This window comes from Micromonospora sp. NPDC049203, from assembly GCF_043197215.1.
In the GTDB taxonomy this organism is placed as follows: Bacteria; Actinomycetota; Actinomycetes; order Mycobacteriales; family Micromonosporaceae; genus Micromonospora.
This window is the reverse complement of record NZ_JBICSV010000008.1, coordinates 271,764-295,340: the sequence shown is the minus strand read 5'-3', so window position 1 is coordinate 295,340 and position 23,577 is coordinate 271,764. Positions and strand designations below refer to the sequence as shown.

Annotated in this window: 21 protein-coding genes; 13 read left to right on the top strand and 8 right to left on the bottom strand. The window is 74.2% G+C overall.

Annotated elements, in window-relative coordinates; all coding sequences use genetic code 11:
* The first annotated feature begins 109 nt into the window (after positions 1-109).
* From ACGFIA_RS22650 to ACGFIA_RS22625, 6 genes are all read left to right on the top strand, one after another.
* Positions 110-3,808 carry an ATP-dependent helicase gene (locus ACGFIA_RS22650; protein ID WP_393261889.1) on the top strand — a complete coding sequence of 1,233 codons (3,699 nt, stop codon included), beginning with the start codon at positions 110-112 and terminating at the stop codon, positions 3,806-3,808.
* Entirely contained in the window at positions 3,805-7,203 is a 3,399-nt protein-coding gene (locus ACGFIA_RS22645; RefSeq protein WP_357472436.1) for a UvrD-helicase domain-containing protein, read from the top strand. Before ACGFIA_RS22650 ends, ACGFIA_RS22645 begins: the two co-directional genes overlap by 4 nt.
* 204 nt (positions 7,204-7,407) lie before the next feature.
* The gene (locus ACGFIA_RS22640; protein ID WP_013288421.1) at positions 7,408-7,611 is read left to right on the top strand and encodes a cold-shock protein; all 204 of its coding nucleotides are present in this window, start codon (positions 7,408-7,410) and stop codon (positions 7,609-7,611) included.
* 177 nt (positions 7,612-7,788) lie between these two features.
* Complete coding sequence (locus ACGFIA_RS22635) at positions 7,789-9,042, top strand: DEAD/DEAH box helicase (protein WP_357383618.1); 1,254 nt, start codon at positions 7,789-7,791, stop codon at positions 9,040-9,042.
* Between the two features lie 171 nt (positions 9,043-9,213).
* On the top strand, positions 9,214-9,399 hold the full coding sequence (locus ACGFIA_RS22630; protein WP_357383621.1) for a hypothetical protein: 186 nt from the start codon (positions 9,214-9,216) through the stop codon (positions 9,397-9,399).
* A gap of 51 nt (positions 9,400-9,450) precedes the next feature.
* The gene (locus ACGFIA_RS22625) at positions 9,451-9,969 is read left to right on the top strand and encodes a GNAT family N-acetyltransferase (protein WP_357383623.1); all 519 of its coding nucleotides are present in this window, start codon (positions 9,451-9,453) and stop codon (positions 9,967-9,969) included.
* 11 nt (positions 9,970-9,980) lie between these two features.
* Here ACGFIA_RS22625 and ACGFIA_RS22620 read toward each other — a convergent pair whose 3' ends face one another.
* Genes ACGFIA_RS22620 through ACGFIA_RS22605 form a run of 4 tightly spaced genes read right to left on the bottom strand, consistent with a single transcriptional unit; the run spans position 9,981 to position 13,140 of the window.
* A complete protein-coding gene (locus ACGFIA_RS22620) occupies positions 9,981-10,424 on the bottom strand; it encodes an Rrf2 family transcriptional regulator (protein ID WP_357383625.1) in 444 nt (147 codons plus the stop codon).
* A gap of 4 nt (positions 10,425-10,428) precedes the next feature.
* Positions 10,429-11,313 carry an ABC transporter permease gene (locus ACGFIA_RS22615; protein WP_262013976.1) on the bottom strand — a complete coding sequence of 295 codons (885 nt, stop codon included), beginning with the start codon at positions 11,311-11,313 and terminating at the stop codon, positions 10,429-10,431.
* A complete protein-coding gene (locus ACGFIA_RS22610; protein WP_357383627.1) occupies positions 11,303-12,082 on the bottom strand; it encodes an ABC transporter ATP-binding protein in 780 nt (259 codons plus the stop codon). The genes ACGFIA_RS22615 and ACGFIA_RS22610 overlap by 11 nt, the downstream gene beginning before the upstream one ends.
* Positions 12,079-13,140: an ABC transporter substrate-binding protein gene (locus ACGFIA_RS22605; RefSeq protein ID WP_357480360.1), complete on the bottom strand. Its 1,062-nt coding sequence runs from the start codon at positions 13,138-13,140 to the stop codon at positions 12,079-12,081. The genes ACGFIA_RS22610 and ACGFIA_RS22605 overlap by 4 nt, the downstream gene beginning before the upstream one ends.
* A gap of 148 nt (positions 13,141-13,288) precedes the next feature.
* Between ACGFIA_RS22605 and ACGFIA_RS22600 the strand changes: the two genes are divergently transcribed.
* Genes ACGFIA_RS22600 through nudC form a run of 3 tightly spaced genes read left to right on the top strand, consistent with a single transcriptional unit; the run spans position 13,289 to position 16,874 of the window.
* On the top strand, positions 13,289-14,599 hold the full coding sequence (locus tag ACGFIA_RS22600; RefSeq protein ID WP_357480357.1) for a pitrilysin family protein: 1,311 nt from the start codon (positions 13,289-13,291) through the stop codon (positions 14,597-14,599).
* A complete protein-coding gene (locus ACGFIA_RS22595; protein ID WP_357383633.1) occupies positions 14,596-15,930 on the top strand; it encodes a pitrilysin family protein in 1,335 nt (444 codons plus the stop codon). The genes ACGFIA_RS22600 and ACGFIA_RS22595 overlap by 4 nt, the downstream gene beginning before the upstream one ends.
* Complete coding sequence (gene nudC / locus ACGFIA_RS22590; RefSeq protein ID WP_357383635.1) at positions 15,927-16,874, top strand: NAD(+) diphosphatase; 948 nt, start codon at positions 15,927-15,929, stop codon at positions 16,872-16,874. The genes ACGFIA_RS22595 and nudC overlap by 4 nt, the downstream gene beginning before the upstream one ends.
* A 143-nt stretch (positions 16,875-17,017) precedes the next feature.
* Here nudC and ACGFIA_RS22585 read toward each other — a convergent pair whose 3' ends face one another.
* The 3 genes from ACGFIA_RS22585 to ACGFIA_RS22575 all read right to left on the bottom strand — a co-directional run bounded on the left by ACGFIA_RS22585 (position 17,018) and on the right by ACGFIA_RS22575 (position 18,775).
* Complete coding sequence (locus ACGFIA_RS22585; RefSeq protein WP_357383637.1) at positions 17,018-17,287, bottom strand: hypothetical protein; 270 nt, start codon at positions 17,285-17,287, stop codon at positions 17,018-17,020.
* Between the two features lie 196 nt (positions 17,288-17,483).
* On the bottom strand, positions 17,484-17,723 hold the full coding sequence (locus tag ACGFIA_RS22580) for a DUF397 domain-containing protein (RefSeq protein WP_357383639.1): 240 nt from the start codon (positions 17,721-17,723) through the stop codon (positions 17,484-17,486).
* Positions 17,724-17,794: 71 nt separating this feature from the next.
* Positions 17,795-18,775: a helix-turn-helix transcriptional regulator gene (locus tag ACGFIA_RS22575; protein WP_357383641.1), complete on the bottom strand. Its 981-nt coding sequence runs from the start codon at positions 18,773-18,775 to the stop codon at positions 17,795-17,797.
* A gap of 71 nt (positions 18,776-18,846) precedes the next feature.
* On the opposite strand from ACGFIA_RS22575, the gene ACGFIA_RS22570 reads away from it, so the two are divergent.
* A complete protein-coding gene (locus tag ACGFIA_RS22570; RefSeq protein WP_357383643.1) occupies positions 18,847-20,175 on the top strand; it encodes an MFS transporter in 1,329 nt (442 codons plus the stop codon).
* A 58-nt stretch (positions 20,176-20,233) separates the two neighbouring features.
* Here the strand turns inward: ACGFIA_RS22570 and ACGFIA_RS22565 are convergent, their stop codons facing one another.
* Positions 20,234-20,476, bottom strand: coding sequence for a mycoredoxin (locus ACGFIA_RS22565; RefSeq protein WP_357383645.1), 243 nt, complete (start codon positions 20,474-20,476; stop codon positions 20,234-20,236).
* A gap of 91 nt (positions 20,477-20,567) precedes the next feature.
* On the opposite strand from ACGFIA_RS22565, the gene ACGFIA_RS22560 reads away from it, so the two are divergent.
* The 3 genes from ACGFIA_RS22560 (at position 20,568) to ACGFIA_RS22550 (ending at position 23,573) form a co-directional block, all read left to right on the top strand.
* Positions 20,568-22,691 (top strand): ATP-dependent DNA helicase UvrD2, encoded by a 2,124-nt coding sequence (locus tag ACGFIA_RS22560; RefSeq protein WP_393261832.1) that lies wholly within the window; start codon positions 20,568-20,570, stop codon positions 22,689-22,691.
* A gap of 129 nt (positions 22,692-22,820) precedes the next feature.
* On the top strand, positions 22,821-23,075 hold the full coding sequence (locus tag ACGFIA_RS22555; RefSeq protein WP_357383649.1) for a hypothetical protein: 255 nt from the start codon (positions 22,821-22,823) through the stop codon (positions 23,073-23,075).
* Between the two features lie 132 nt (positions 23,076-23,207).
* Positions 23,208-23,573 carry a WhiB family transcriptional regulator gene (locus tag ACGFIA_RS22550; protein ID WP_357383651.1) on the top strand — a complete coding sequence of 122 codons (366 nt, stop codon included), beginning with the start codon at positions 23,208-23,210 and terminating at the stop codon, positions 23,571-23,573.
* Positions 23,574-23,577: the final 4 nt, after the last annotated feature.

Here is a 23,577-nt window from a genome sequence, read left to right as displayed (position 1 = left end):
CGTCGAGCGGGAACCAGCAGGTGCCGTAGTCGCGTCACGCGGATGAGCTGCGGCGCGCGGGGTGGGCGTCGGTTTCCGGGTGTCGTACCGGCGTGGTGGGATGTCGGTGATGCAGGCGTACCGGTTGGTGCGCCGGCCCGGCGGCGCGGAGGCGGGGGTCACCCACGACGCCGGGGCGGGGCAGGGGGTGGGTCGGCCCGGCGGGCCGGCCGATGCGGAGCCGCGATCCGGGGGGTCGGCGGGCGATGCCGCGCACCCGGAGACCATCCCGTCGCCCGCAGCCGCCGACGCCACGACTCCCGCGACACACGAGGAGACCCAGGAGGCCGGAGCCGGGCAGGGCCTGAGCGGTGTGCGCCGGGCCGACCCGGTGCAGGCCGAGGTGGTTGCGCACACGGCCGGGCCGATGCTCGTCGTGGGCGGTCCCGGCACCGGCAAGACGACGACGCTCGTCGAGGCGGTGGCCGCCCGGGTGGCCGAGGGCGTCGACCCGGAGCGGATCCTCGTGCTCACCTTCGGCCGGCGCGGAGCCACCGAGCTGCGTCGCCGGATCGAGGCGCGGATCGCCGGGGGCGGACACCGCGTGATCCGTGAGCCGCTGGTGCGCACGTTCCCGGCGTACGCGTTCGGGCTGCTGCGCCGGGCGGCGGCCGAACGCGGTGAGCCCTCGCCCCGGCTGCTCACCGGCCCCGAGCAGGATCTGATCATCCGGGAACTGCTCGACGTGGTGGGTGAGGAACCCGGCGACGACCCGGTCGGCTGGCCGGAGGACATGCGTCCCGCGCTGCGTACCCGGGCGTTCGCCCAGCAGCTCCGCGACCTGCTGATGCGTGCCGCGGAGCGCGGCGTCGGCCCGGTCGAGCTGGCCCGGCTGGGCGAGAGGCTGGGCCGCGCCGACTGGCCGGCCGCCGCGCGCTTCCTGCGGGAGTACGTCGCCGTGCTCGCCCTGCGTGACGTGAGCAACAGGGGTTCGGTGGCGTACGACCCGGCGGAGCTGGTGCGCGCCGCCACCGGCATGCTGCTCGACGATCCCGAGCTGCTCGCCGCCGAGCGCCGCCGCCTGTCCCACGTGTACGTCGACGAGCTGGCCGACACCGACCCGGCCCAGCTCGACCTGCTCGCCGTGGTGGCCGGAGGCGGGCGGTCACTGGTCGCGTTCGCCGACCCGGACTCGTCCACGTACGCGTTCCGCGGCGCCGACCCGGCGGGCGTCACCACGTTCCCGCACCGCTTCCGCACCGCCTCCGGCGCGCCGGCCGCCCAGGTCACGCTCACCACCTCGTACCGGGCCGGACCGGAACTGCTCGCCGCCACCGCCCGGCTGGCCCGGCGGCTGCGCGGCCCGGCGGCGCACCGGCGGCTGCGTCCGCTGCCCGGCGCTCCGGCCGGGACGGTGGAGGTGCGGACGTTCCGGTCCGCCACCAGCGAGTCGGCGTGGCTGGCCCACGCGTTGCGCGAGGCGCACCTGCTCGACGGCGTGCCCTGGTCCCGGATGGCGGTGCTGGTCCGCTCCACCGGCCGGCAGCTGCCCTCGTTGCGGCGTGCCCTGCACACGGCCGGCGTGCCGACCGTCGTGCACGGCGAGGACCTGCCGCTGCACCTCCAGCCGGCGGTGGCTCCGCTGCTGCTCCTGCTGCGCTGCGCGCTCGAACCCGACCGGCTGGACGAGGAGGCGGCTGTCGCGTTGCTGCACTCGCCGCTGGGCGGGGCCGACCCGCTGGCCGAGCGGCGGCTGCGCCAGGGGTTGCGGGCGCTGGCGCTGGCCGGCGGTGACCGCCGCCCCTCCGGCGAGCTGCTGGTGGAGGCGCTGCGGGACCCGGCCGAGATGGCCGCCATCGAACGTCGCTGGGCCGCGCCCGCGCAGGCGGTGGCGCACCTGCTCGCGACCGCCCGGGAGACGGCCGGGAGGCCCGGCGCCACTGTCGAGGACGTGCTCTGGGCGGTGTGGCGGGAGAGCGGGCTGGCCGAACGCTGGGCCGGGGTGATCACCAGGGGGCGGGCGGCCTCCGGCGAGCAGGAGACCGCTCAACGCTGGCGGGCCGAGGCCGCCGACCGGGACCTGGACGCGGTGCTCGTGCTCTTCGACGCGGCGGCCCGGTTCACCGACCGGTTGCCCGGGGCGCGTACCGAGGTGTTCCTCGACCACGTCCTCGGGCAGGAGCTGCCCGCCGACACGCTCGCCGCCGCCGCCGACCGGGGCGACGCGGTACGCCTGCTGACCGCGCACGCCGCCAAGGGCCTGGAGTGGGATCTGGTCGCGGTCGCAGGGGTGCAGGAGGGCGTCTGGCCGGACCTGCGCCTGCGCGGCAGCCTGCTCGGCTCGGAGCGGCTCGTCGACGTGCTCGCCGGCCGTGCCGACGGCGCCGGGCTGCGGGCCAGCCTGGTCGGGCAGACCTCAGCGCTGCTGGACGAGGAGCGGCGGCTGTTCCATGTCGCTGTCAGCCGGGCGCGGCGGCGGCTAGTGGTGACCGCCGTCGCGTCCGCCGCGGTCGGCGGCGACGACCACGAGGAGCAGCCGAGCCGTTTCCTGTACGAACTGGCCGCCGCCGATCCGCCCGCCACCGGCGGAACCGGCCCGGCCCCGACCGGCCCGGCCCCGACCGGCCCGAACCCGGACGGCCCGGCCCCGACCGGCCCGAACCCGGACGGCCCGGCCTCGACCGGCCCGAGTCCGCAGCAGGCCGCGCCGGATGGTCCGGCCCGGAACCGGCCAGCTCCGACCGGCCAGGCCGCGCGCGGACGAGCCGCCGACGGGCCGGTGCCGCACGGGGACGAGCACCCGCAGGACGGGCCGCCCGCCGCGCTCCCGGTCACCCTGCCGCCGCGCGGGCTCACCCTGTCCGCGTTGGTGGCGGAGCTGCGTACCGCGGTCACCGACCCGGCGACGCCGATCACCCGGCGGCACGCGGCGGCGGGTGAGCTGGCGCGGCTGGCCGCCGCCGGGGTGCCCGGCGCGCACCCGGACGACTGGTGGGGGTTGCGCGGCCTGTCCGACGACCGGCCGCTCGTCGACGAGGGCGAGCCGGTGCGGGTCACCCCGTCGGCGATGGAGAGCGCACTGCGGTGCAGCCTGCGGTGGCTGCTGGAACGGCACGGCGGCAGCGGGCCGGCGAGCGCCGCGCAGGGCGTCGGCAACCTGGTGCACGCCGCCGCCATGCTCGCGGAGGACGCGAGCGTCGACCGGGAGGCGTTGCTGGAGTACGTGGCCGCGCGGTTCGACGCGATCGAGCTGGCCGCCCGGTGGATGGCCGGGCCGGAGCGGCAGCGCGCCGAGGCGATGGTGGACAAGCTGCTGCGCTGGCTGGCCGGCAACCCGCGACGGCTGCTCGCGATCGAGCACGAGTTCGCGGTCCGCCTCGACGACCCGTCCCGTCCGATCGAGCTGACCGGCCGGGTCGACCGGCTGGAGGTCGACGCGGAGGGGCGGCTCGTGGTGATCGACCTGAAGACCGGCAAGTCGACGGCGGTCACCGAGCGGGAGGTGGCCGAGCATCCGCAGCTCGGTGCGTACCAGGCGGCGGTGGAGGCGGGCGGGTTCGCCGAGTTCGGCGAGGAGCCGGGCGGGGCCGCGCTGGTGCAGCTCGGCACCGGCGCGCGGGACGCCAAGGAGCAGACCCAGGCGGCGGCCGGGGAGGGCCCGGAGGCCGGTTGGGCCACCGCGCTGGTGCGCCGTACCGCGGACACGATGGCCGCCTCGACTTTCGCCGCCGTGGCCAACTCCAAGTGCCGGGTCTGCCCGGTCCGCACCAGCTGCCCGGTCTCCGGCCAGGGCCGCCAGGTGGTCGAGCCACCACCGGAGAACTCATGACTGTCCAGCCGGCGCTGTTCGGCGCCTCCGCCACGCCCGCGCCGCGTACCGCCGACGCCGGGCCCCGCTACACGCCGGTCGAGCTGGCCCGGCTGCTGCGGCTGCCCGCGCCCACCCGGGAGCAGGCCGCGGTCATCGCCGCGCCGGTGGAGCCGCTGCTGGTGGTCGCGGGCGCCGGCTCGGGCAAGACCGAGACGATGGCCGCGCGGGTGGTGTGGCTGGTCGCCAACTCCTACGTACGCCCGGAGCACATCCTCGGCCTGACCTTCACCCGCAAGGCGGCCGGCGAGCTGGCGCACCGGGTCCGGACCCGCCTCGACCAGCTCATCCGGCGGCTCGGCCGGCAGGGGCGGGACCCGCACGACGACCCGCTGGCGGGCGAGCCGACCGTGTCGACGTACCACTCGTACGCCGGGCGGATCGTCACCGAGCACGGGCTGCGGGCCGGGTACGAGCCGACCACCCGGCTGCTCACCGAGGCGTCCCGCTGGCAGCTCGTGGACCTGCTGGTGCGCAACTACGACGGCGACATGTCCGAGGTGGACCGGATGCCGTCGACCATCACCGACGCAGTGCTGGCGCTCGCCGGTGAGCTGGACGAGCACCTGGTCGACCCGGACGAGCTGGCCGCCTGGACCGGCCGGTTCTTCGCCGACGTGCAGTCCCGGCCCGGCCGGGTCTACGCCGACGTGCGCAAGGCGCTCCAGCTCCAGCGGACCCGTCTGAAGCTGCTGCCGCTGGTGCGCTCGTACGCCCGGCGCAAGGACGACTTCGAGGCGATGGACTTCGCCGATCAGCTCGCCCGCGCGGCCCGGGTGGCCCGCGACCATCCCGGCGTCGGTGTGATCGAGCGGGACCGGTTCCGGGTGGTGCTGCTCGACGAGTACCAGGACACCAGCCACGCCCAGGTGGTGCTGCTCAACGCGCTGTTCGGTGGCGGCCACCCGGTCACCGCCGTGGGCGACCCGTGCCAGTCCATCTACGGCTGGCGCGGTGCCAGCGCGGGCACGCTCGACCGGTTCCCGGCCGAGTTCGCCCGCACCGACGGCAGCCCCGCCGACGTGCTCAGCCTCACCACGAGCTGGCGCAACCGGCCGGAGATCCTCGGCGTGGCGAACACGCTCTCGGTGCCGCTGCGGGCGGCCGGCGCGCGGGTGCCGGAACTGCACGCCGCGCTCAGCGTCCGCGATCCGATCCCGCACCGCACCCCCGGCGGGCAGGCCGGCGGCACCGTGCACTGCGCGCTGCTGGAGACGTACGCCGACGAGGCCGACTGGATCGCGGACAGCGTGCTGGCGGCCTGGCGGGGGGCGGCCGGGATGTCGGGTGCGCTGCCCGAGCACATCCCCGCCGACCGGCGGCCGACCACCGCGGTGCTGGTGCGGCTGCGCAGCCAGATCCCGGCGATCGAGGCGGCGTTGCGCGCCCGCGGGCTGCCTGTCGACGTGGTCGGCCTGGGTGGGCTGCTGGACACCCCCGAGGTACGGGACGTGGTGTGCACGCTGCGCGTGCTCGCCGACCCGACCGACGGGGCGGCGCTGCTGCGGCTGCTGACCGGCGCGCGCTGGCGGATCGGCCCGCGTGACCTGGTCGCCCTGCACCGCCGGGCCCGTGCGATCGCCCGCAGCCGCCGGGAGCTGACCGGCGACGAGGGCCCGGAGATCACCGTGGACGCGCTGGACGAGGCGACGCTCGTCGAGGCGCTGGCCGACCTGGGCCCGGCGCAGGCGTACTCGGCCGAGGGCTACGCGCGGCTGCGCTCGTACGGGATGGAGCTGGCGCTGCTGCGCTACCGGCTGGACCAGTCGCTGCCGGAGCTGATCGCGGACATCGAGCGGACCATCGGGCTCGACGTCGAGGTGGCGGTCCGGGCCGGCCGGGACGGCGCGGGCGACGCCGGGCTGGCCCGCGCCCACCTGGACGCGCTCGGCGACGTGGCGGCCCGGTTCAGCGGCGAGACCCCCGGCGCCACGCTCGCCGGTTTCCTCGCCTACCTGGCCGCAGCCGAGGACGAGGAGCGCGGGCTGGCGCCGGGCGAGGTCGAGGTGGTGGCCGGCGCGGTGCAGGTGCTCACCGCGCACGCCGCGAAGGGCCTGGAGTGGGACGTGGTGGCGGTGGCCGGGATGACCCGGGGCGGCTGGCCGGGGCCGGTCCGTAACTCCGATCACTGGCTGGGCGGGCTGGGCGTGCTGCCGTTCCCGCTGCGCGGCGACGCGGACGGGCTGCCCGAGCTGGCCCTGCCCGAGGCGGAGGACCAGCGCGGCGTGGCCCGGGCGCTCACCGAGTTCACCGACGCCTGGCGGGCGCACGACGAGCGGGAGGAGCGCCGCCTGGCGTACGTGGCGGTGACCCGCCCCCGCCGGCTGCTGCTCTGCTCCGGCTACTGGTGGGGGGAGGGGACCAAGCGGTTCCGCGGCCCGTCGGTGTTCCTGCGTGAGGTGCACGACGCCTGCCTGGCCGAACCGGACGGGCACGTGGTGGACGCGTGGACGCCCGAGCCGGCCGGGGACGCGGTGAACCCGACCACCGAGACCATGCTGCGGGCCGAGTGGCCGGCCGACCCGCTCGGCGCCCGCCGGCCCGCGCTGACCGAGGCGGCGGCGCTGGTCCGCCGGTACCTGGCCGACCCGGAGGCGGCCCGCCGCGAGGCGGCAGTGCTCGCGCCGGCCGGGGCGGACGCCGAGGTGGTCCGCTGGCGGCGGGAGGCCGATCTGCTGCTCGCCGAGCGGGCGGAGCTGGCCCGGCAGGCCGAGGCGGTCGAGGTCGAACTACCCGGCCAGCTCTCGGTGACCCAGCTTGTGGCGTTGCGCCGCGACCCGGAGGCGCTGGCCCGGACGCTGCGCCGCCCGATGCCGACCGAGCCCAACCCGTACGCCCGGCGCGGCACCGCGTTCCACGCCTGGCTGGAGCAGCGCTTCGGCGCGGACCGGCTGCTCGACGTGGACGAGCTGCCCGGCGCGGCGGACGAGGACGCGGCGCCGGACGAGGCGCTTGTCGAGTTGCAGGAGCGCTTCCTGGCCAGCGAGTGGGCCGACCGGGTGCCGGTGGAGGTGGAGGTGCCGTTCGCCACTGTCATCGCCGGAGTGGTGGTGCGGGGCCGGATGGACGCCGTGTTCGCCCGCCCGGGCGGGCGCTACGACGTGGTCGACTGGAAGACCGGGCGGCAGCCGTCCGGCCGGGAGGCCGACGCGGCGGCGGTGCAGCTGGCTGTCTACCGGCTGGCCTGGGCGGAGCTGGCCGGGGTGCCGGTGGACCGGGTGGGCGCGGCGTTCCACTACGTGCGGGACTCCGCCACCGTCCGCCCGGCCGACCTGCTCGACGCGGAGGGACTGGCCGGTCTGGTGGCCGCCGTGCCGGAAATCCCGGGGGATCTCCCGCAGCGCACGAATCCGTGATACGTTGTCTGGGTTGCAGTTTTGGTTTCCAGAGACTCTGTGTGCGCCTGGCGGATTGTGGCCCCAGGCGCTCTTTGTTGTGTCCGGAGTTCTCCGGGCGGGGCGACCAGCAGCGACAGGCACGCCGCGTATTCCACGCGCGGGGTGCTCCTCTCCGGCCCGCAACACGTGCGGGCCGACCGTTCCGTCAAGGAGACGAAACACATGGCAATTGGCACCGTCAAGTGGTTCAACGCTGACAAGGGCTTTGGCTTCATCACCCCGGACGACGGCGGCGCCGACGTCTTCGCCCACTTCTCGGCGATCCAGACCTCCGGCTACCGGAGCCTGGACGAGAACCAGCGGGTCGAGTTCGAGGTGACCCAGGGCCAGAAGGGCCCGCAGGCGGAGAACATCCGCCCGCTCTGATCTTCGGATCAACCGGCACCACCACCGCGCCCGGTCGGGCGCGGTGCACGGGCCGGCCCGCCTCTGCCGGGCCGGCCCGTCCCTTCGGTTCGTGCTTGTGACCACCGGTGACGCCGGTGACGCGCCGCAACCCGGCGCCCTTCCTCGACACGTGCCGCCTCGAGGAAGGCTTTCCGCATGACCACGACCCTGCCCACGTTCGCCGCCACCGGTCTGGCTCCGGCGCTCATCTCCGAGCTGGCCGCGCAGGGCATCTCCGCGCCGTTCCCGATCCAGACGGCCACGATCCCGGACTCGCTGGCCGGCCGGGATGTGCTCGGCCGGGGGCGTACCGGCTCCGGCAAGACGCTCGCGTTCGGGCTGCCGCTGCTGCACCGTACGGCCGGCCGCCGGGCCCGAGCGGGCCGCCCGCTCGCGCTGGTGCTCGTACCCACCCGTGAACTGGCCGCGCAGGTCACCGACGCGCTCGCCCCGTACGCCGCCGTGCTCGGCCTGCGCTGCGCCACTGTGGTCGGCGGGCTCTCGCTGGGCCGGCAGGCCGCCGCGCTGCGCGCCGGCGCCGAGGTGCTGGTCGCCACGCCGGGCCGGCTGCACGACCTGATCGACAGGGGCGACGCCCGGCTGGACCAGGTGGCCATCACCGTGCTGGACGAGGCGGACCAGATGGCCGACATGGGCTTCCTGCCGCAGGTGACGAAGTTGCTGGAGCAGGTCGCGCCGGGCGGCCAGCGGATGCTCTTCTCCGCAACCCTGGACGGGGGCGTGGACCGGCTGGTCCGCCGGTTCCTGACCGACCCGGTGACGCACTCCGTCGACCCGGGCACCGCCACCGTCACCGCGATGACGCACCACGTGCTGCACCTGGAGGCGGAGGACAAGCCGGCCGCGCTGGCGCACATCGCCGCCCGCGAGGGCCGCACGATCGTGTTCATCGCCACCAAGCACCGCGCCGACCGGGTGGCCCGCCAGTTGCTCGCCAAGGGCGTACGCGCGGCGGCGCTGCACGGCGGCAAGTCGCAGCCGCAGCGCACCCGCATCCTGGAGCAGTTCCGCACCGGCCAGGTCACCGCGCTGGTGGCGACCGACGTGGCGGCCCGTGGCATCCACGTCGACGGGCTGGACCTGGTCGTCAACGCCGACCCGCCCACCGAGGCCAAGGACTACCTGCACCGGGGCGGCCGGACCGCGCGGGCCGGCGAGTCGGGCACCGTGGTGACGCTCGTCCTGCCGGACCAGCGCCGCGACGTGGCCCGGCTGATGAGCACCGCGGGCATCAACCCCAAGACCACGCGGGTACGCGCCGGCGACGGCGAGCTGAGCCGGCTCACCGGCGCCCGGGAGCCGTCCGGCGTGCCGGTGACCATCACCGCGCCCGCCGCCGCGCACCCCGCCCCGGGAACCCGTCCTCGCCGGCGCCCGCGCCGCCGCTGACCGCGGCCCGCGCGTGACCGGCTCGTCTCCGGTCGGGCGGAGCGTTCGCTCCTGAGTCGGGAATCAGTCGATGTTCGGTCGGCTGCCCGACTGTGCGACCGGACCCCGGGCGGTGATGCTGCTGCGCGGGGGACCGGTCGGGGGGTCGGCCGGACGCGGAGGGAGCGGTTCATGGCGGGGGAAGCCGGATCGGGCGGAGCGCGGGAAGTGGTGCTGGTGCTCGCGGTGGCGGGGGCCGGCCTGGCGCTCGCCGCGGTGGCCGCGTTCGGGCCGTGGCAGCCGTCCGACGGCGGCTCGCCGGATCGCGGCGCCGCCCGCAGCTTCACCCCCGGGATGAGCGCCCCGCACACTCAGTAGACGCCCCGAAAAGGGGCGATGCCGGAACGGCCGGCCGCCTACGATGCGGCGGTGGACCCGTCGGTGACCGTTCGCGAGGCCCGGGCCGAGGACGCCGCCCGGATGGCACGCGTGCATGTCCGGTGCTGGCAGGAGACGTACCGCGGGCTCATGCCGGACACGGTGCTCGACGACCCGGACCTGCCGGCCTTTCGGGAGCGGTTCTGGACCGCCGCGTTGACCGACGAGCGCTATCGGGAGAACCGGGCGGCGGTGGCCGAGCGGGGAGGCGAACTGGTCGGGATCGCGATGTCGGGCCCGCCGCTCGATGCCGAGGCGGCGTGGGCGCGCCAGCTGTACGTCCTCTACGTGCACGCGGCCGATCACGGCACCGGCGCCGGGCCGGCGTTGTTGCGGGCCGTCCTCGACCCGGCGGAGCCGGCGGCGCTGTGGGTCGCCGATCCCAACCCTCGTGCCCAGGCGTTCTACCGCCGGCACGGCTTCGAAGCCGACGGTACGACGCAGGTCCAGGACGGCGTATGCGAGATCCGCATGGTCCGCGACGGGCAGGTACGGCCGCCGACGTCGTGACCGGACGCGCGTCAGGGTGCCGTGGCCCGGTCGCTCAGCAGGTCGGCGAGCGTGGTCCGGTCCACGACCAGCGCGATCGCCCCGTCCACCGCCAGCCACACGTCCCGCAGGCCGGTGGCCACGCCGTGGTAGCCGGCCCGGTCGGCGGGGATGCCCCGGACGCTCGTGATCGCACCGCCGACCGCGCGCAGCACGTCACCGACGCTGATCTCGGCCGGCGGGCGGGTCAGGGCGTACCCGCCCTCGGTGCCGCGGTGGCTGTGCAGCAGGCCGGCCCGCCGCAGGTCGAGCAGGATCCCCTGAAGGAAGCTGAGCGGGATGTCCTGGCTCTCGGCCAGGCTCGCCGCCTTGACCAGCTCGCCGCCGCCGGCCGCCGGGTCGCCGGTGGAACCGGCGGCGTCGGCGACGGCGAGCATGGCCCGGAGCGCGTAGTCGGCGCGCGCGGAGATGTACACGGCGTCAGTTGCCGGCCTGGTCCAGCACGCCCCAGCGGCGGCGGATCGCCTTGTCGGCGGCACCGAACGCGGTGTCCACGAGCAGGCCCACCACCAGGATGACGATCATGATGGCCATCAGGCGCGGTGCCTCGCTCAGTTCGCGTGCGTAGGTGAGCTGGGCGCCGATCGAGGTGCGGGTGGCGATGACGACCAGCAGCTCACCTGCCATCAGGCTGCGCCACGCGAACGCCCAGCCCTGCTTGAGCCCGGCCACGATGGCTGGTAGCGCGGCCGGCGCGATCACGTACCGGTAGAGGTTGAGCCCCCGGGCGCCGAGGTTGCGGCCGGCGCGGACCAGCAGCGGCGGCACGTAGTCCACGCCGTGGATGACGCCGTTGGCGACCGACGGCGCGGCGCCGAGCACCACCACGAAGAAGATCGCCTGCTCGCTGAGCTGGAACAGCAGGATGGCCAGCGGGAACCAGGCGATCGACGGCATGGTCTGCAACGCGGTGATCATCGAGCCGAGCGCGGCCCGGAGCACCTTGACCCGGGCCACGCCCAGGCCGAGCAGCAGGCCGACCGCGACAGCGGCGGCGAACCCGACCGCCGCGCGCCGGGCGGTGGTCGCCAGGCCCTCCCACAGCGCGGAGCTGAGCAGGTAGTCCCCGAGGTCGCCGAAGACCACCGCCGGGCCGGGCAGTGCCCACGGCTCCTTCCACCCGGACCAGACCACCGCCTGCCAGATGGCGACGGCCAGCGCGAGCGCGGCGAACTTGGGCCAGGTGGCCGACCACAGGCGGCGTACCCGGGACGGGCCCTTCTCCCGGCCGGCGATCTCCAGGGCGTCGAGTCCGGAGATCTCCGCGTCGGTACGCGCCGACCCGGCGAGAGTGTCACTGGCCATGCCGGCCCACCTCCTTGCGCAGCCGGTCGGTGACCTCGGCGGCGATGGCCGAGACCTCCGGCGAGTCGATCCGCCGGGGGCGCGGCACGGCGACCTCGGTGGAGTAGATGATCCGGCCGGGCCGGCTGGAGAGCAGCACGATGCGGTCGGCGAGCCGGGCCGCCTCGCGGACGTTGTGCGTGACGAACAGGACGGTGAGCTCCCGCTCGGTCCAGATCCGCTCCAGCTCGTCGTGCAGGATGTCGCGGGTCATCGCGTCCAGCGCGCCGAACGGCTCGTCCATCAGCAGCACCGGGGTCTCCAGCGCGAGCGTGCGGGCCAGCGCGACCCGCTGCCGCATGCCGCCGGAGAGCTGGTGCGGCCGCTTGCGGCCGAACTCGGACAGGTGGACCGTGCGCAGCAGCTCGGCCACCCGTTCCTTGCGCTGGTCGCGGGGGAGCCCGCGCAGCTTCAACGGCACCTCGACGTTGCCCTCGACGGTCAGCCAGGGGAACAGCGCCGGCTCCTGGAACATCAGGCCCGGGTTGACGCCCTCGCCCAGTTCGATCGCGCCGCCGCTGGCCCGGTCCAGCCCGGCGACCAGGTTGAGCAACGTGCTCTTGCCGCAGCCGGACGCGCCGACCATGCAGACGAACTCGCCCGGCGCGATGTCCAGCGACAGCCCGTCCAGCGCCAGGACCGCCTGCTCGCCCTGGCCGTACACCTTCGTCACGCCGCGCAGCGCGACCGAGCCGGTCGCGCTGCGCGGGGTCGTGTCCGTCGACGTCACGGCTGGCTGACCTCGGCCTTGCCCTGCGCCTTGAGCACCTCGTTGAGGTACTTCAGGTCGTAGAGGCCGTTGAGGTCGACCGGCTGGGTCAGCCCGACCGCGACGGCGTGGTCCAGGCCGGCCTTCAGCGAGGCCGGGATCGGGTCGTTCGTGAATTCCAGCGTCGGCCAGGCCTGCTTGATCAGCTTGAGGTCCAGCGGCTTGCCGGTGATCTTGCCGATGTGGTCGGAGATGGCCTGCTGCGCCTCGTCCGGCTTGGTGTTGACGAACTCGTTCGCCGCGACCTGGCCCTCGACCAGCTTCTTCACCACGTCCGGGTGCGCCTTGAGGAACTTGGTGCTGACCAGCAGGTTGGTGATGACGAACTTCTTGTCCGGCCAGAGGTCACGCTCGTCGACGAGCACCTTGCCGCCGGCGTTCACAAGCCGGGAGACGAACGGCTCGGGCACCCACGCGCCGTCGATGGCGCCGCTGCCGAAGGTCTCGATCGTCTGCGCGTTCTCCTGCGGGACGATCTTGACGTCGCCGCCGCCCTCCTTGGTGGTCTCCAGGCCCTTCTCCTTGAGCCAGTAGCGCAGCGCCACGTCCTGGGTGTTGCCGAGCTGCGGGGTGGCGATCTTCTTGCCGCGCAGCTGCTCCACCGACGTGATGCCGGGCTTGACCACGAGCGCGACGCCACCCGACGCGGCACCGGAGATGACCCGGACCGCCTCGCCCTTGGACTTGGAGAAGGCGTTCACCGTCGGGTTCGGGCCGATGTACGTGGCGTCGAGCGCGCCGGAGAAGACGGCCTCGATGGCGGCCGGGCCCGCGTTGAACGTCTTGGTGTCCAGCTCGACGTCGCTGCCGAGCTTCTCGGCGAAGATCCCCTTCTCCACGCCGACCACTGCCGGTGCGTGCGTGATGTTGGGGAAGTAACCCAGGCGCAGCGTCACCGGGCCGGATCCGGCGCCGGCGTCGCTGTCCTCGCCGCAGGCGGCGGTGGTGCCGAGCGTGGCCGCGCCGAGGGCGGCCAGGGCCGCCACGGTGGCCAGGCGGCGCAGGGGAAGCCGTCTCATCGAATGTCCAATCCGCAGTATTCCTATTTAGTTGGTAGGAAGACTGGGGCAAGCGGCCGTCGGCGTCAAGACCCGTCCCGCAACAGTCCACCTTTCGGCCAGGGCACACAGGCGATAGAGCCGGTACCGAGGCGCTAGTGTCGATCTCGTGCCGACGCGGAGAGCGAAGATCCCAGCGACGAAGTACCCGGTCGAACGGTTCACCCTCGACAACGGCCTGCGCGTGGTGCTCACGCCGGACCGCAGCGCCCCGGTCATCGGGGTGACGGTGGTCTACGACGTCGGCATCCGCTCCGAGCCCGAGGGACGCACCGGGTTCGCCCACCTCTTCGAGCACCTGATGTTCCAGGGCTCGGAGAACCTGGAGAAGCTGGCCCACTTCCGGCACGTCCAGGGCGCGGGCGGGACGTTCAACGGCTCCACCCACCTGGACTACACCGACTACTTCGAGACGCTTCCCGCGAACGCCCTGGAACGGGCGCTGTTCCTGGAGGCCGACCGGATGCGCGGCCCCCGGCTGACCGAGGAGAACCTGCGCAACCAGGTCGACGTGGTCAAGGAGGAGATCCGGGTCAACGTGCTGAACCGGCCGTACGGCGGGTTCCCCTGGCTGACGCTGCCCCCGGTGATGTTCGACACCTTCCCCAACGCGCACGACGGCTACGGCTCCTTCGTTGACCTGGAGTCGGCGACAGTGGCCGACGCCGCCGACTTCTTCCGCCGCTACTACGCCAGCGGCAACGCCGTACTCGCGGTCAGCGGCGACATCGACGTGGCCGAGGCGACCAAGCTGATCGAGCGGCACTTCGGGGACGTGCCGGCCCGGCCCGCCCCGCGGCGGCCCGACTTCGCCGAGCCCGACCTGACCACCGAGCGGCGCAGCACGTACACCGACGCGCTGGCCCCGCTCCCGGCGGTGGCCGGCGCGTGGCGGGTGCCCGACCCGGTCAGCGACTTCGCCGGTTATCTGCCGTACGTGGTGCTGGCCGAGGTGCTCACCGACGGCGACGCCTCCCGGCTGGTCGAGCGGCTGGTGCAGCGCGACCGGTCGGTGACCAGCCTCGGCGGGTACCTCGGCTTCATGGGCGACCCGTTCGACGTCCGCGACCCCACCGCGCTGTTGCTCCAGGCGCACCTGCCGCCCGGCGGCGACGTGGACAAGGTGCTGCGCACCATGGACGAGGAACTGGACCGGCTGGCGACCGACGGGCTGACCGAGGGCGAGCTGGCGCGTACCCAGGCCCGGATGGCCACCCACCTGCTGCGCGACACCGACGCGGTGCTCGGCCGGGCGTTGCGGATGGCGGTGCTGGAACAGCAACGCGGCGAACCCGGCCTGCTCAACGACCTGCCCCGGCTGGTCGGCGAGGTGACCGAGGAGCAGGTCCGCGCCGCAGCCGCCACCCTGCGGCCCGAGCGCCGCGCGTCCGTCGAGGTCGTCGCCGGAGGTTCCCGATGAGTACGCCGACCACCACCGTCCGGCCGCTGCCGGCGCTGGGCCCCAACCGCCGTCTCAAGGTGCCCAAGCAGGCCGAGCGCACGCTCCGCAACGGCCTCACCGTGATCGCGGTACGCCGCTCCTCCGTACCGCTGGCCGAGCTGCGACTGTGGATGCCGTTCGGGCGTACCCACCTGGCCCGTGGCGCGATGCTGGCGCAGACCATGCTCTCCGGCACCGAGGCGCACAGCGCCACCGAGCTGGCCGCCGAGTTGCAGAAGGTCGGCGGCGGGCTGACCGCCGGCCTCGACCCGGACCGGCTGATGCTCTCCGGCGCGGGCCTGGTCACCGGGCTGGACCGGATGCTGGAGCTGCTGGCCGAGGTGCTCACCGGCGCCACCTACCCGGCCGACTGGGTGGAGACCGAACGGGACCGGCTGGTCGACCGCATCCAGGTCGCCCAGAGCCAGCCGTCCCACCTGGCCCGCACCGCGCTGCTCAAGCGGGTGTACGGGCGGCACCCGTACGCGGTGCAGACGCCCGACCCGGACCAGGTCCGGGCGGTCCGCCCGGCCGCGTTGCGCCGGCTGCACGCCGAGCGGGTGCATCCGGCCGGCGGGGTGCTTGTGCTCGTCGGCGACGTGGCGCCGGAGCGGGCGCTGGACGCGGCCGAGAAGGCGCTCGCCGGGTGGCGCGGTGACGGCCACGTCGCCGAGCTGCCGCCCGCGCCGCCGCTGGAACCCGGGCCACTGCTGCTCGTCGACCGGCCCGGCTCGGTGCAGTCCTCGGTACGCCTCGCGCTCCCGGCGGTGCCCCGTACCCACCCGGACCACGCCGCGTTGCAGCTCGCCAACCTGATCTTCGGCGGCTATTTCTCCTCTCGCTGGGTGGAGAACATCCGCGAGGACAAGGGCTACACGTACGGGCCGCACTCGCTGGTGGAGCACTCGGTGGCCGGTTCGCTGCTCGTCGCCGGCGCCGAGGTGGCCACCGAGGTGACAGCGGCGGCGCTGGTGGAGACGACCTACGAGCTGGGCCGCCTGGCCACGGTGCCGCCGAAGCCCGACGAGCTGGAGCAGGCCCGCCAGTACGCGCTCGGCACGCTCCAGCTCGGCATGTCCACCCAGGCCGGTCTCGCGTCGCTGACCAGCGCGTACGCCGGCAACGGGCTGCGGCTGGACTTCCTCGCCGAGTACGCCGCCCGGCTGGCCGCCGCGACTGTGGACGACGTGGCCGAGGTGGCGTCCCGCTACCTGGCGCCGGCGCGCGCGGTCACCGTCGTGCTCGGCGACGCGGCGCGGGTGGCCGGCTCGCTCGCCGCGCTGACACCGGTGCGTACGGAATCGGCATGAGCGGCGAATCCGCGCCGCCGCTGGCCCGGTCGACGCTCGACCGGGCCGCGCACCGGCGTGCCGACCCGGCCTGGCTCACCGAGGCGTGGGAGCGGGCCCGGGTGCTGGTGCTCGACTCCGCAGCCGAGGGGCGGGCGCTGGTCCGGGGCGCGGCGGTTCCGCCGGAGCTGGTCCTGGTGGCTCCCGGTGAGCTGCCCGAGGTGCCCCGGTCGGTGCCGATGTTCCTCGGTGTCGAGCCGGACGGCGTGCCGGTCTTCGCCGTGGACGGGCCGCTGCCGGCGCTGCCGGACACCCGTCCGGCTCACCTGCGCGAGGTCGGCCATCTGATGACCGACCGGGACGCGGGCCTGTTCACCACCGCGCTGGCGCTGCTCAACTGGCACCTGCGGCACGGCTACTCGTCGACCACCGGCAAACCGACCCGCGCCGACGAGGCCGGCTGGTCGCGGATCGACCCGGGCGGCGACCGGGTCTGGCCGCGTACCGACCCGGCCATGATCGTGCTGGTGCACGACGGGGTGGACGGCCCGGACGGCCGCTGCCTGCTCGGCAACAACGCGGCCTGGCCGCGCACCCCGGGCATGCGCCGCTACTCCTGCCTGGCCGGATACGTCGAGCCCGGCGAGTCGGCCGAGGCCGCCGTGCTGCGCGAGGTGCGCGAGGAGGTCGGCGTCCCGGTCGACGAGATCGCGTACGTGGGCAGCCAGTCCTGGCCGTTCCCCGGCTCGCTGATGCTCGGCTTCCTGGCCCGCGCCGACGCGGACGCGCCGATCCGGGTCGACCTGGCCGAGATCGCGCACGCGCGCTGGTTCACCCGCCGGGAGATCGGCGCGGCGCTCGCGGACGAGCCGGTGCCGGTGGGCGGGGGAGACCGGCTGGTGCTGCCGCCGCCGTCGTCGATCGCGTTGTTCCTGGTGCACCGCTGGCTCGACGGGCACTGCTGACCACCCGGCCGGCCGGACGCGGCCCCGACCCGGGTCGCCGTTGCCGCGACGGCCACGGGTCGGGAACACGTGCCGTCGCGGCCGGATGTGGCGGGATGACGGCGGGGGAGGCCGGTCCGGCCGCGACGGACGTCAGCGTCCGGTCATCCACCGTCCCAGCGGTACGGGTGCCCGGCTGCGGGCTCCTCGATCGGCAGCACCTTGACCCGGTGCCGGCCGGTGCGTACCGCCCCGACGGCGGACAGCGCTCGGGCGAGCAGGAGGGCGGCGTCCCGATCCTCGGCGTGGACGACCTGGCGGCGGGGTTCCGGCGTGCTCTTCTCGTCCCGCAGCCGGCGACCGCCGGCCCAGGCGGCGGCGATGTCGGCGTCGGCGGCGGTACGGATCTCGGTGCGGACGATCAGGAACCGCATGGTGTCCCCCGGACAATCGGCGGTTACACGCTGGAACTTCCACGTCACTCCCGCGTCATGTTACGCCGATGTGTCCGCCCGGCAAGGGGAACGCGCCACCTCGACCGATCGGGGGATCCCAGGTCAGTGCCGTTGTCGAGGGCGGACAGGTGAGGGGGCCGCCGGTTCGCGCCGACGGCCCCCGTGGTTCGCCGGATCAATCCAGATCGAACTGACCGCTCTTGGTGCCGGCGAGGAAGCCGAGCCAGCCGGTCCGGTCGAACAGCAGGACCGGCCCGTTCGGGTCCTTGCTGTCCCGCAGCGCCACAGTCGCCGGCCCGGGGTCGAGCGGCGCGACCTCCACGCAGTTGGAGGTCTGGCTACGGGTGCTCTTGCGCCAGGCGGCACCGGCGAGCCGTGCCGAGAGGGCGGTCGTGCTGGTGTGGATCTCGTTCATGGTGCTTGCTCCTGATGAGGTGCTCCGATGGGGACGAGCGACACCCGCGCGCGGGCGGCGTCCCGGTCGGATCACCGCTCCGTGGTGAGGCGTCCCGAGTCCCGGCGACGTTGGGTCGGCGCCGTTGCCGGCCCGTACGCCACCGTGGACTCGACTGCCGTGCCGGTCAGCCGTCCCGTCGCCTCGATCAACCAGGAGAGGGTGTCCGATGCGGAGAGCGCCGACGAGCATAGCCACTCGAACACCACTTTATAGCGATTTAGAGTGTTTATCTCGGTCGACATGACGTCGGTGAACCCACCTTCGATGGCGAGCGTCTCCGGATCGAGGGGATCGGCGAACCGGTAGACCGAGAACGCGGTCGGCGGAAGGTACCAGTCACCGACCCGGGTGTCCCGTAGCAGCAGGCGCAGCGTCACGTTCGGCAGCAGCGCCATCTCGCACAGGTGGACGAGCTGCTCGTGCAGCACCTCCGGCGGCCCGGCCCGGCGGCCGAGCGCGGCCTCCTCCAGCACCGCCGTGTAGCGGGGCACGTCCGGGGAGCGGGTCAGCAGCGACTGGCGGGCCTGCCGGGCGCGTACCTCGGTCTCGGGATCCTCGCTCTCCGGGTCGCCGGCCTCGGCGGCCACCTGCGCGGCGGAGATGATCCGGTGCCGGGCGTACCCGGGCGTCTGCAACAGCCCCGGCACCAGCACCGGGTTGTACTCGGAGATCTCCGCGCAACCGCCCTCCAGCTCGGCGAAGGCGCGCTGCTGCTGGGTCATCACCGGGAAGTTGCGCAGCCAGCCGCGCATGTCGCCGGCCTCGTGGGTGATCCCGGTCAGCTCGGCGCGCTGCTCCTCGTCGGCGCCGTAGAGCGTCAGCAACGCGTCCACGTCGTCCGGGTCGGGACGACTGCGGCCGTTCTCCAGACGGGACAGCTTGGATGCGGAGGCCCAGCCGATCCGCTCGATGACCTGGTCACCGGTCAGACCGGCCTGTTCGCGGAGCCGGCGCAGCTCGGTGCCGAGCCGGCGACGGCGCAGAATCGGGCCTGGTACGGCAGGAGGCACGGCGTCCTCTTTCCCGTCGACCGTCGCTTGACGCGACGGTAACTGTATGAAATTCGCCCCCCACGGTCAGTATGGACGGCGCGACCGGCGTCGGAGGTTCCGGCGAGGGCGTGTCACGTGACAAAAAGAGGACCGTGGAGGACCCGATGCGCACCGTCCTGCGCCGCCCCGACTTCCGTCTCCTCTTCGCCGCGCTCGTCGCGAGCATGGCGGCGGAGTCGGTCCTGCTGCTCGCCCTGGCCGTCTGGGTAAAGGACCTGACCGGTTCGGACAGCATGGCCGGGGCGACCATCTTCGCGGTCATCGCGCCGATGGCGCTCGCCCCGCTGGTCGGCTGGGTGGTCGACCGCTGTCGCAGGCGACCGTTCTTCATCGCCGCCAACCTGGTCGCGGCGGTGCTGCTCGGGCCGTTGCTGGCCGTCCGGGACCGGTCCGACGTCTGGGTGATCTACGTGGTCGCCGCGCTCTACGGGCTGTCGTACATCACCCTCACCGCCGTGCTCAACGGACTCATCCGGCATCTGGTTCCGGCCGAGCTGCTGGCCGACGCGAACGGACTGCTCCAGACCGTCCGGCAGGGCCTGCGCCTGATCGGGCCGCTGGCCGGGGCGGGCGTGTACGCCGCCGTGGGCGGGTGGCTGCTGGTCCTGCTCGCCATGACCGGCTTCGTCACCGCGGCGGCGGTGGTCGCGCGGCTGCGCGTGGAGGAGGGCACACCGTCGCGGCCGGCCCGCCGGGGGCCGTCCGAGCTGGGCGCGGGGCTGCGCCACCTGACCGGCGAGCCGGCGCTGCGCCGGGCGCTGCTCGGGTACGGGCTCGGCTCGCTGGTGATGGGCTTCACCGAGTCGCTGATCTTCGCGTACGTCGATCTGGGCCTGGGCCGCGACGCCGCGTTCGTCGGCGTGCTCGTCATGGTGCAGGGCGTCGGCGGGCTGGCCGGCGGCCTGTTCTCGGCCGCCGTGGTCCGCCGGTTCGGCGAAGTCGGGGCGCTGGCCGCCGGGGTGACGTTCTTCGGACCGGCCGCGCTGGCGCTCGCGTACCCCCGGTTGTGGCTCGGGGTGGTGGCGCTGCTGATGGCCGGCCTCTCGCTGCCACTGACCATGGTGGGGTTGCACACGCTGATCCAGCGGCGGACGCCGCCGCGGCTGCTCGGCCGGGTCACCGCGGCGTCGGAGGCCCTGGTCAGCGGGCCGCAGGCGCTCTCCATCGGCACCGGCGCGCTGCTCGTCGGCGTGTTCGACTACCGGCTGCTGTTCGCGGTGGTGGGGATCGTCACCACGGCGGCCGGCCTCTACCTGTGGCGGGGGCGCGGGCTGACCACGCCGGTCGCGGCGCCGGTCCGGATCCCGGCGCCCCGGCGGCCGGCCGGCGACGGGGTGCTCAGCCGCGGCGGGTCCTGAAACGGCGACGAGCGGCCGCACCCGAACCGGGTACGGCCGCTCGCGGCGTCGTGGGAGGTCAGCCGGGCAGCGCGGCCAGGTGCTGCTTGACCTGGGTGATCGAGGGGTTGGTCAGGGCGCTGCCGTCGGTGAAGCGCAGCGTCGGGACGGTCTGGTTGCCGCCGTTGACGCTCATCACGAAGTCCGCGGCGGCGGGGTCCTGCTCGATGTCGACCACCTCGTACGCGATGCCCTCCCGGTCGAGCTGCGACTTCAGCCGGTGGCAGTAGCCGCACCACGGGGTGGAATACATCGTCAGCATGGTCTGCTCCTCCAAGGGGTGACTCGCGCCCGGTCCGATCAGGCCAGGCTAACCGCTGCAACGTCGGACGATGCTGGGATGATTCCCTGCTGTGGGCGTTGACTCAGGTGCGGAACGGGTGCTGACCGGACTGGATCCGGAGCAGCGGTCCGCGGTGACCGCCCCGGCTGGCCCGGTCTGCATCCTGGCGGGCGCCGGCACCGGTAAGACCCGGGCGGTGACGTCGCGGATCGCGTACCGGGCACTGACCGGCGACATCGCCGGCCGGCACGTGCTGGCGGTCACGTTCACCGCCCGCGCCGCCGCCGAGATGCGGAGCCGTCTCACTGTGCTCGGGGTGCGGGGTGTGCAGGCGCGCACCTTCCATGCGGCCGCGCTGCGGCAGGTCCGCTACTTCGCGCCCCGGCTGCTGGCCGGGCGGGCCATGCCGGAGCTGCTGGACAGCAAGGTGCGGGTGGTCACGCTCGCCGCCGCCAAGGTCGGCCTGCGCGCCGACCGGGCCGCCGCGCGGGACCTGGCCGCCGAGATCGAGTGGGCCAAGTCGTCGCTTGTCGAGCCGGGGGAGTATGTCGTCGCCGCCGCCAAGGCGCTGCGCGAGACGCCGTACGAGCCGGCCCGGGTCGCCGACGTGTTCGACGCGTACGAGCGGCTCAAACGCGGCAACGGGGTGATCGACTTCGAGGACATGCTGCGCGCCGCCGTCTGGGGCATCGAGGAGCACCCGGACGTCGCCGAGCAGGTGCGCAGCCAGTACCGGCACTTCGTGGTCGACGAGTACCAGGACGTCAACCCGCTCCAGCAGCGGCTGCTGGAGGCGTGGCTGGGCGGCCGGGACGACCTGACGGTGGTCGGCGACGCCAGCCAGACGATCTACTCGTTCACCGGCGCCACCTCGTCGTACCTGGTCGACTTCCCGCGACTGCACCGGGGCGCGACAGTGGTCCGGCTGGTCCGCGACTACCGCTCCACCCCGCAGGTCGTCGGGCTCGCCAACGCGGTGATCTCGCAGGCCCGGGGCGCCGAGGCGCGGCTGCGGCTGGAGCTGCACGGCCAGCGCCGGCCCGGCCCGGAGCCGGACCTGCGGATCTTCACCGACGAGCCGGCCGAGGCCAACGCGGTCGCGGCCCGCTGCCGGGCACTCGTGGCGGGTGGCACCCCGGCGCGGGAGATCGCGGTGCTGTTCCGCACCAACGCCCAGTCCGAGGCGTACGAGAAGGCGCTCTCCGAGGCCGGGGTGCCGTACGTGCTCCAGGGCGCGGAGCGGTTCTTCGAACGGCCCGAGGTGCGGCAGGCGATGATCGCGTTGCGCGCCGCCACCCGGTCGACTGACGCGGGGACCCCGCTGCCGGCCGCCGTGGTCGAGGCGCTCACCGCCGTCGGCTGGGCGCCAGACGCGCCCCCGCCCGGCGGCGCCGCCCGCGAACGGTGGGAGGCGCTCGCCGCGCTGGTCCAGCTCGCCGAGGAGCACGCGGCGCAGGCCGAGGAGGAGCCCGGCCTGACCGGGTTCACCGAGGAACTCGCCCGGCGGGCCGCCCAGCAGCACGTGCCCACCGTCGAGGGGGTGACACTCGCGTCGCTGCACTCGGCGAAGGGGCTGGAGTGGGACGCGGTGTTCCTGGTCGGGCTGGCCGAGGGCACGCTGCCCACCACGTACGCGAAGACCATGGAGCAGGTCGAGGAGGAACGGCGGCTGCTCTACGTCGGGATCACCCGGGCCCGGGAGTGGCTCTGGCTGTCGTACGCCACGTCGCGCTCGCCGGGTGGCCGGGCCCGGCGGCCGTCGCGGTTCCTGCCCCAGCTCGACCGCTCCGGCGGCGGTGAGCGGGCCGGCGGTGCGGGCCCGGCACGGCGGGCCGAGCGGCGCCGGCCGCAGGTGGTCTCCTGCCGGATCTGCGGCGCCACGCTGCTCGCCGGCGCGGACCGCAAACTGGGCCGTTGCCCGACCTGCCCCTCGGACATCGACGAGGAGCTGTACGAGCGGCTGCGCGAGTGGCGGCAGCGGGTGGCGGGCGCGCAGAAGGTGCCGGCGTACGTGGTCTTCACCGACGCCACGCTCACCGCGCTGGCCGAGCGGAAGCCCGGCCGCACCGAGGAACTGGTGGCGATCGCCGGGATCGGGCCCCGAAAAGTCGGGCTTTACGGGGATACGGTGCTCGCCCTGGTGGCGGGCACCACGGTGGACGACGTCTGCCCACAGAAAACTTCTGAAAACTAGCCGTAAATCGTTTGCCCTCCCCCGAGGGCGAGGAATAGCCTCATGACACACCTCGCGAGCGGCGCCGTTCTGGCTGCTCAAAGGGGATGAGTCCACGGTCGGCACGAGGAGAGTAGGGAGGTGGCACCAATGAAGATCTTCACTTATGAGCGTCTTGCGGCGATGCCGTCTGCCGTCGCTCCGCTGTCGGCTGTCCGGGTGGCCCCGGCTGCTCGACCGTCGGCTCCGCAGGTGCACCAGGTTCAGGTTCAGGCCGAGCTGATCCTGACCGTTGCGCCGATCGCCGGAGTCGAGGGGACCAGTGGCTTCGCGGGCAAGGGCATCGATGGCGCCAAGAAGCGCACGGATGTCCGCGGCGTTCCACCTCGAGGTAGACCGGTCTGATCCATCAGACCACCGGCTCACCTCGAGGCCGCGGAACCCGCATACCGGGATCCGCGGCCTCAGTTTTTTGTCCCGCCGAAGTACGTCGGAATGCGATCCACGAGATCGAAGTGAGAGAGAGGTGACCGGAGGATGAGTCTGGCGTTGGCCCCCCTCGACGTGAGCGTCGACGTGGAGGCGAACCTGCCCTGCCGGAAGTTCGACCCCGACCTGTGGTTCTCCGACTCGCCCGCCGAGCTCGAGCTGGCCAAGTCGCTCTGCGGGGACTGCCCGCTGCGCGTCGAGTGCCTGGCCGGGGCGGTGGAGCGAGCCGAGCCCTGGGGCGTCTGGGGCGGCGAGATCTTCGAGCGTGGCGCGGTCGTCCCGCGCAAGCGGCCCCGTGGCCGTCCGCGCAAGGAGGACCTCGCCCGTGACGCGCAGCTCCGGGTCGAGGCGGAGGAGCGACTGGCGGCCAGCGGGCTGTCCGAGTCGCGGAACTCCGTCCGGCTGGCAGCCTGACAAA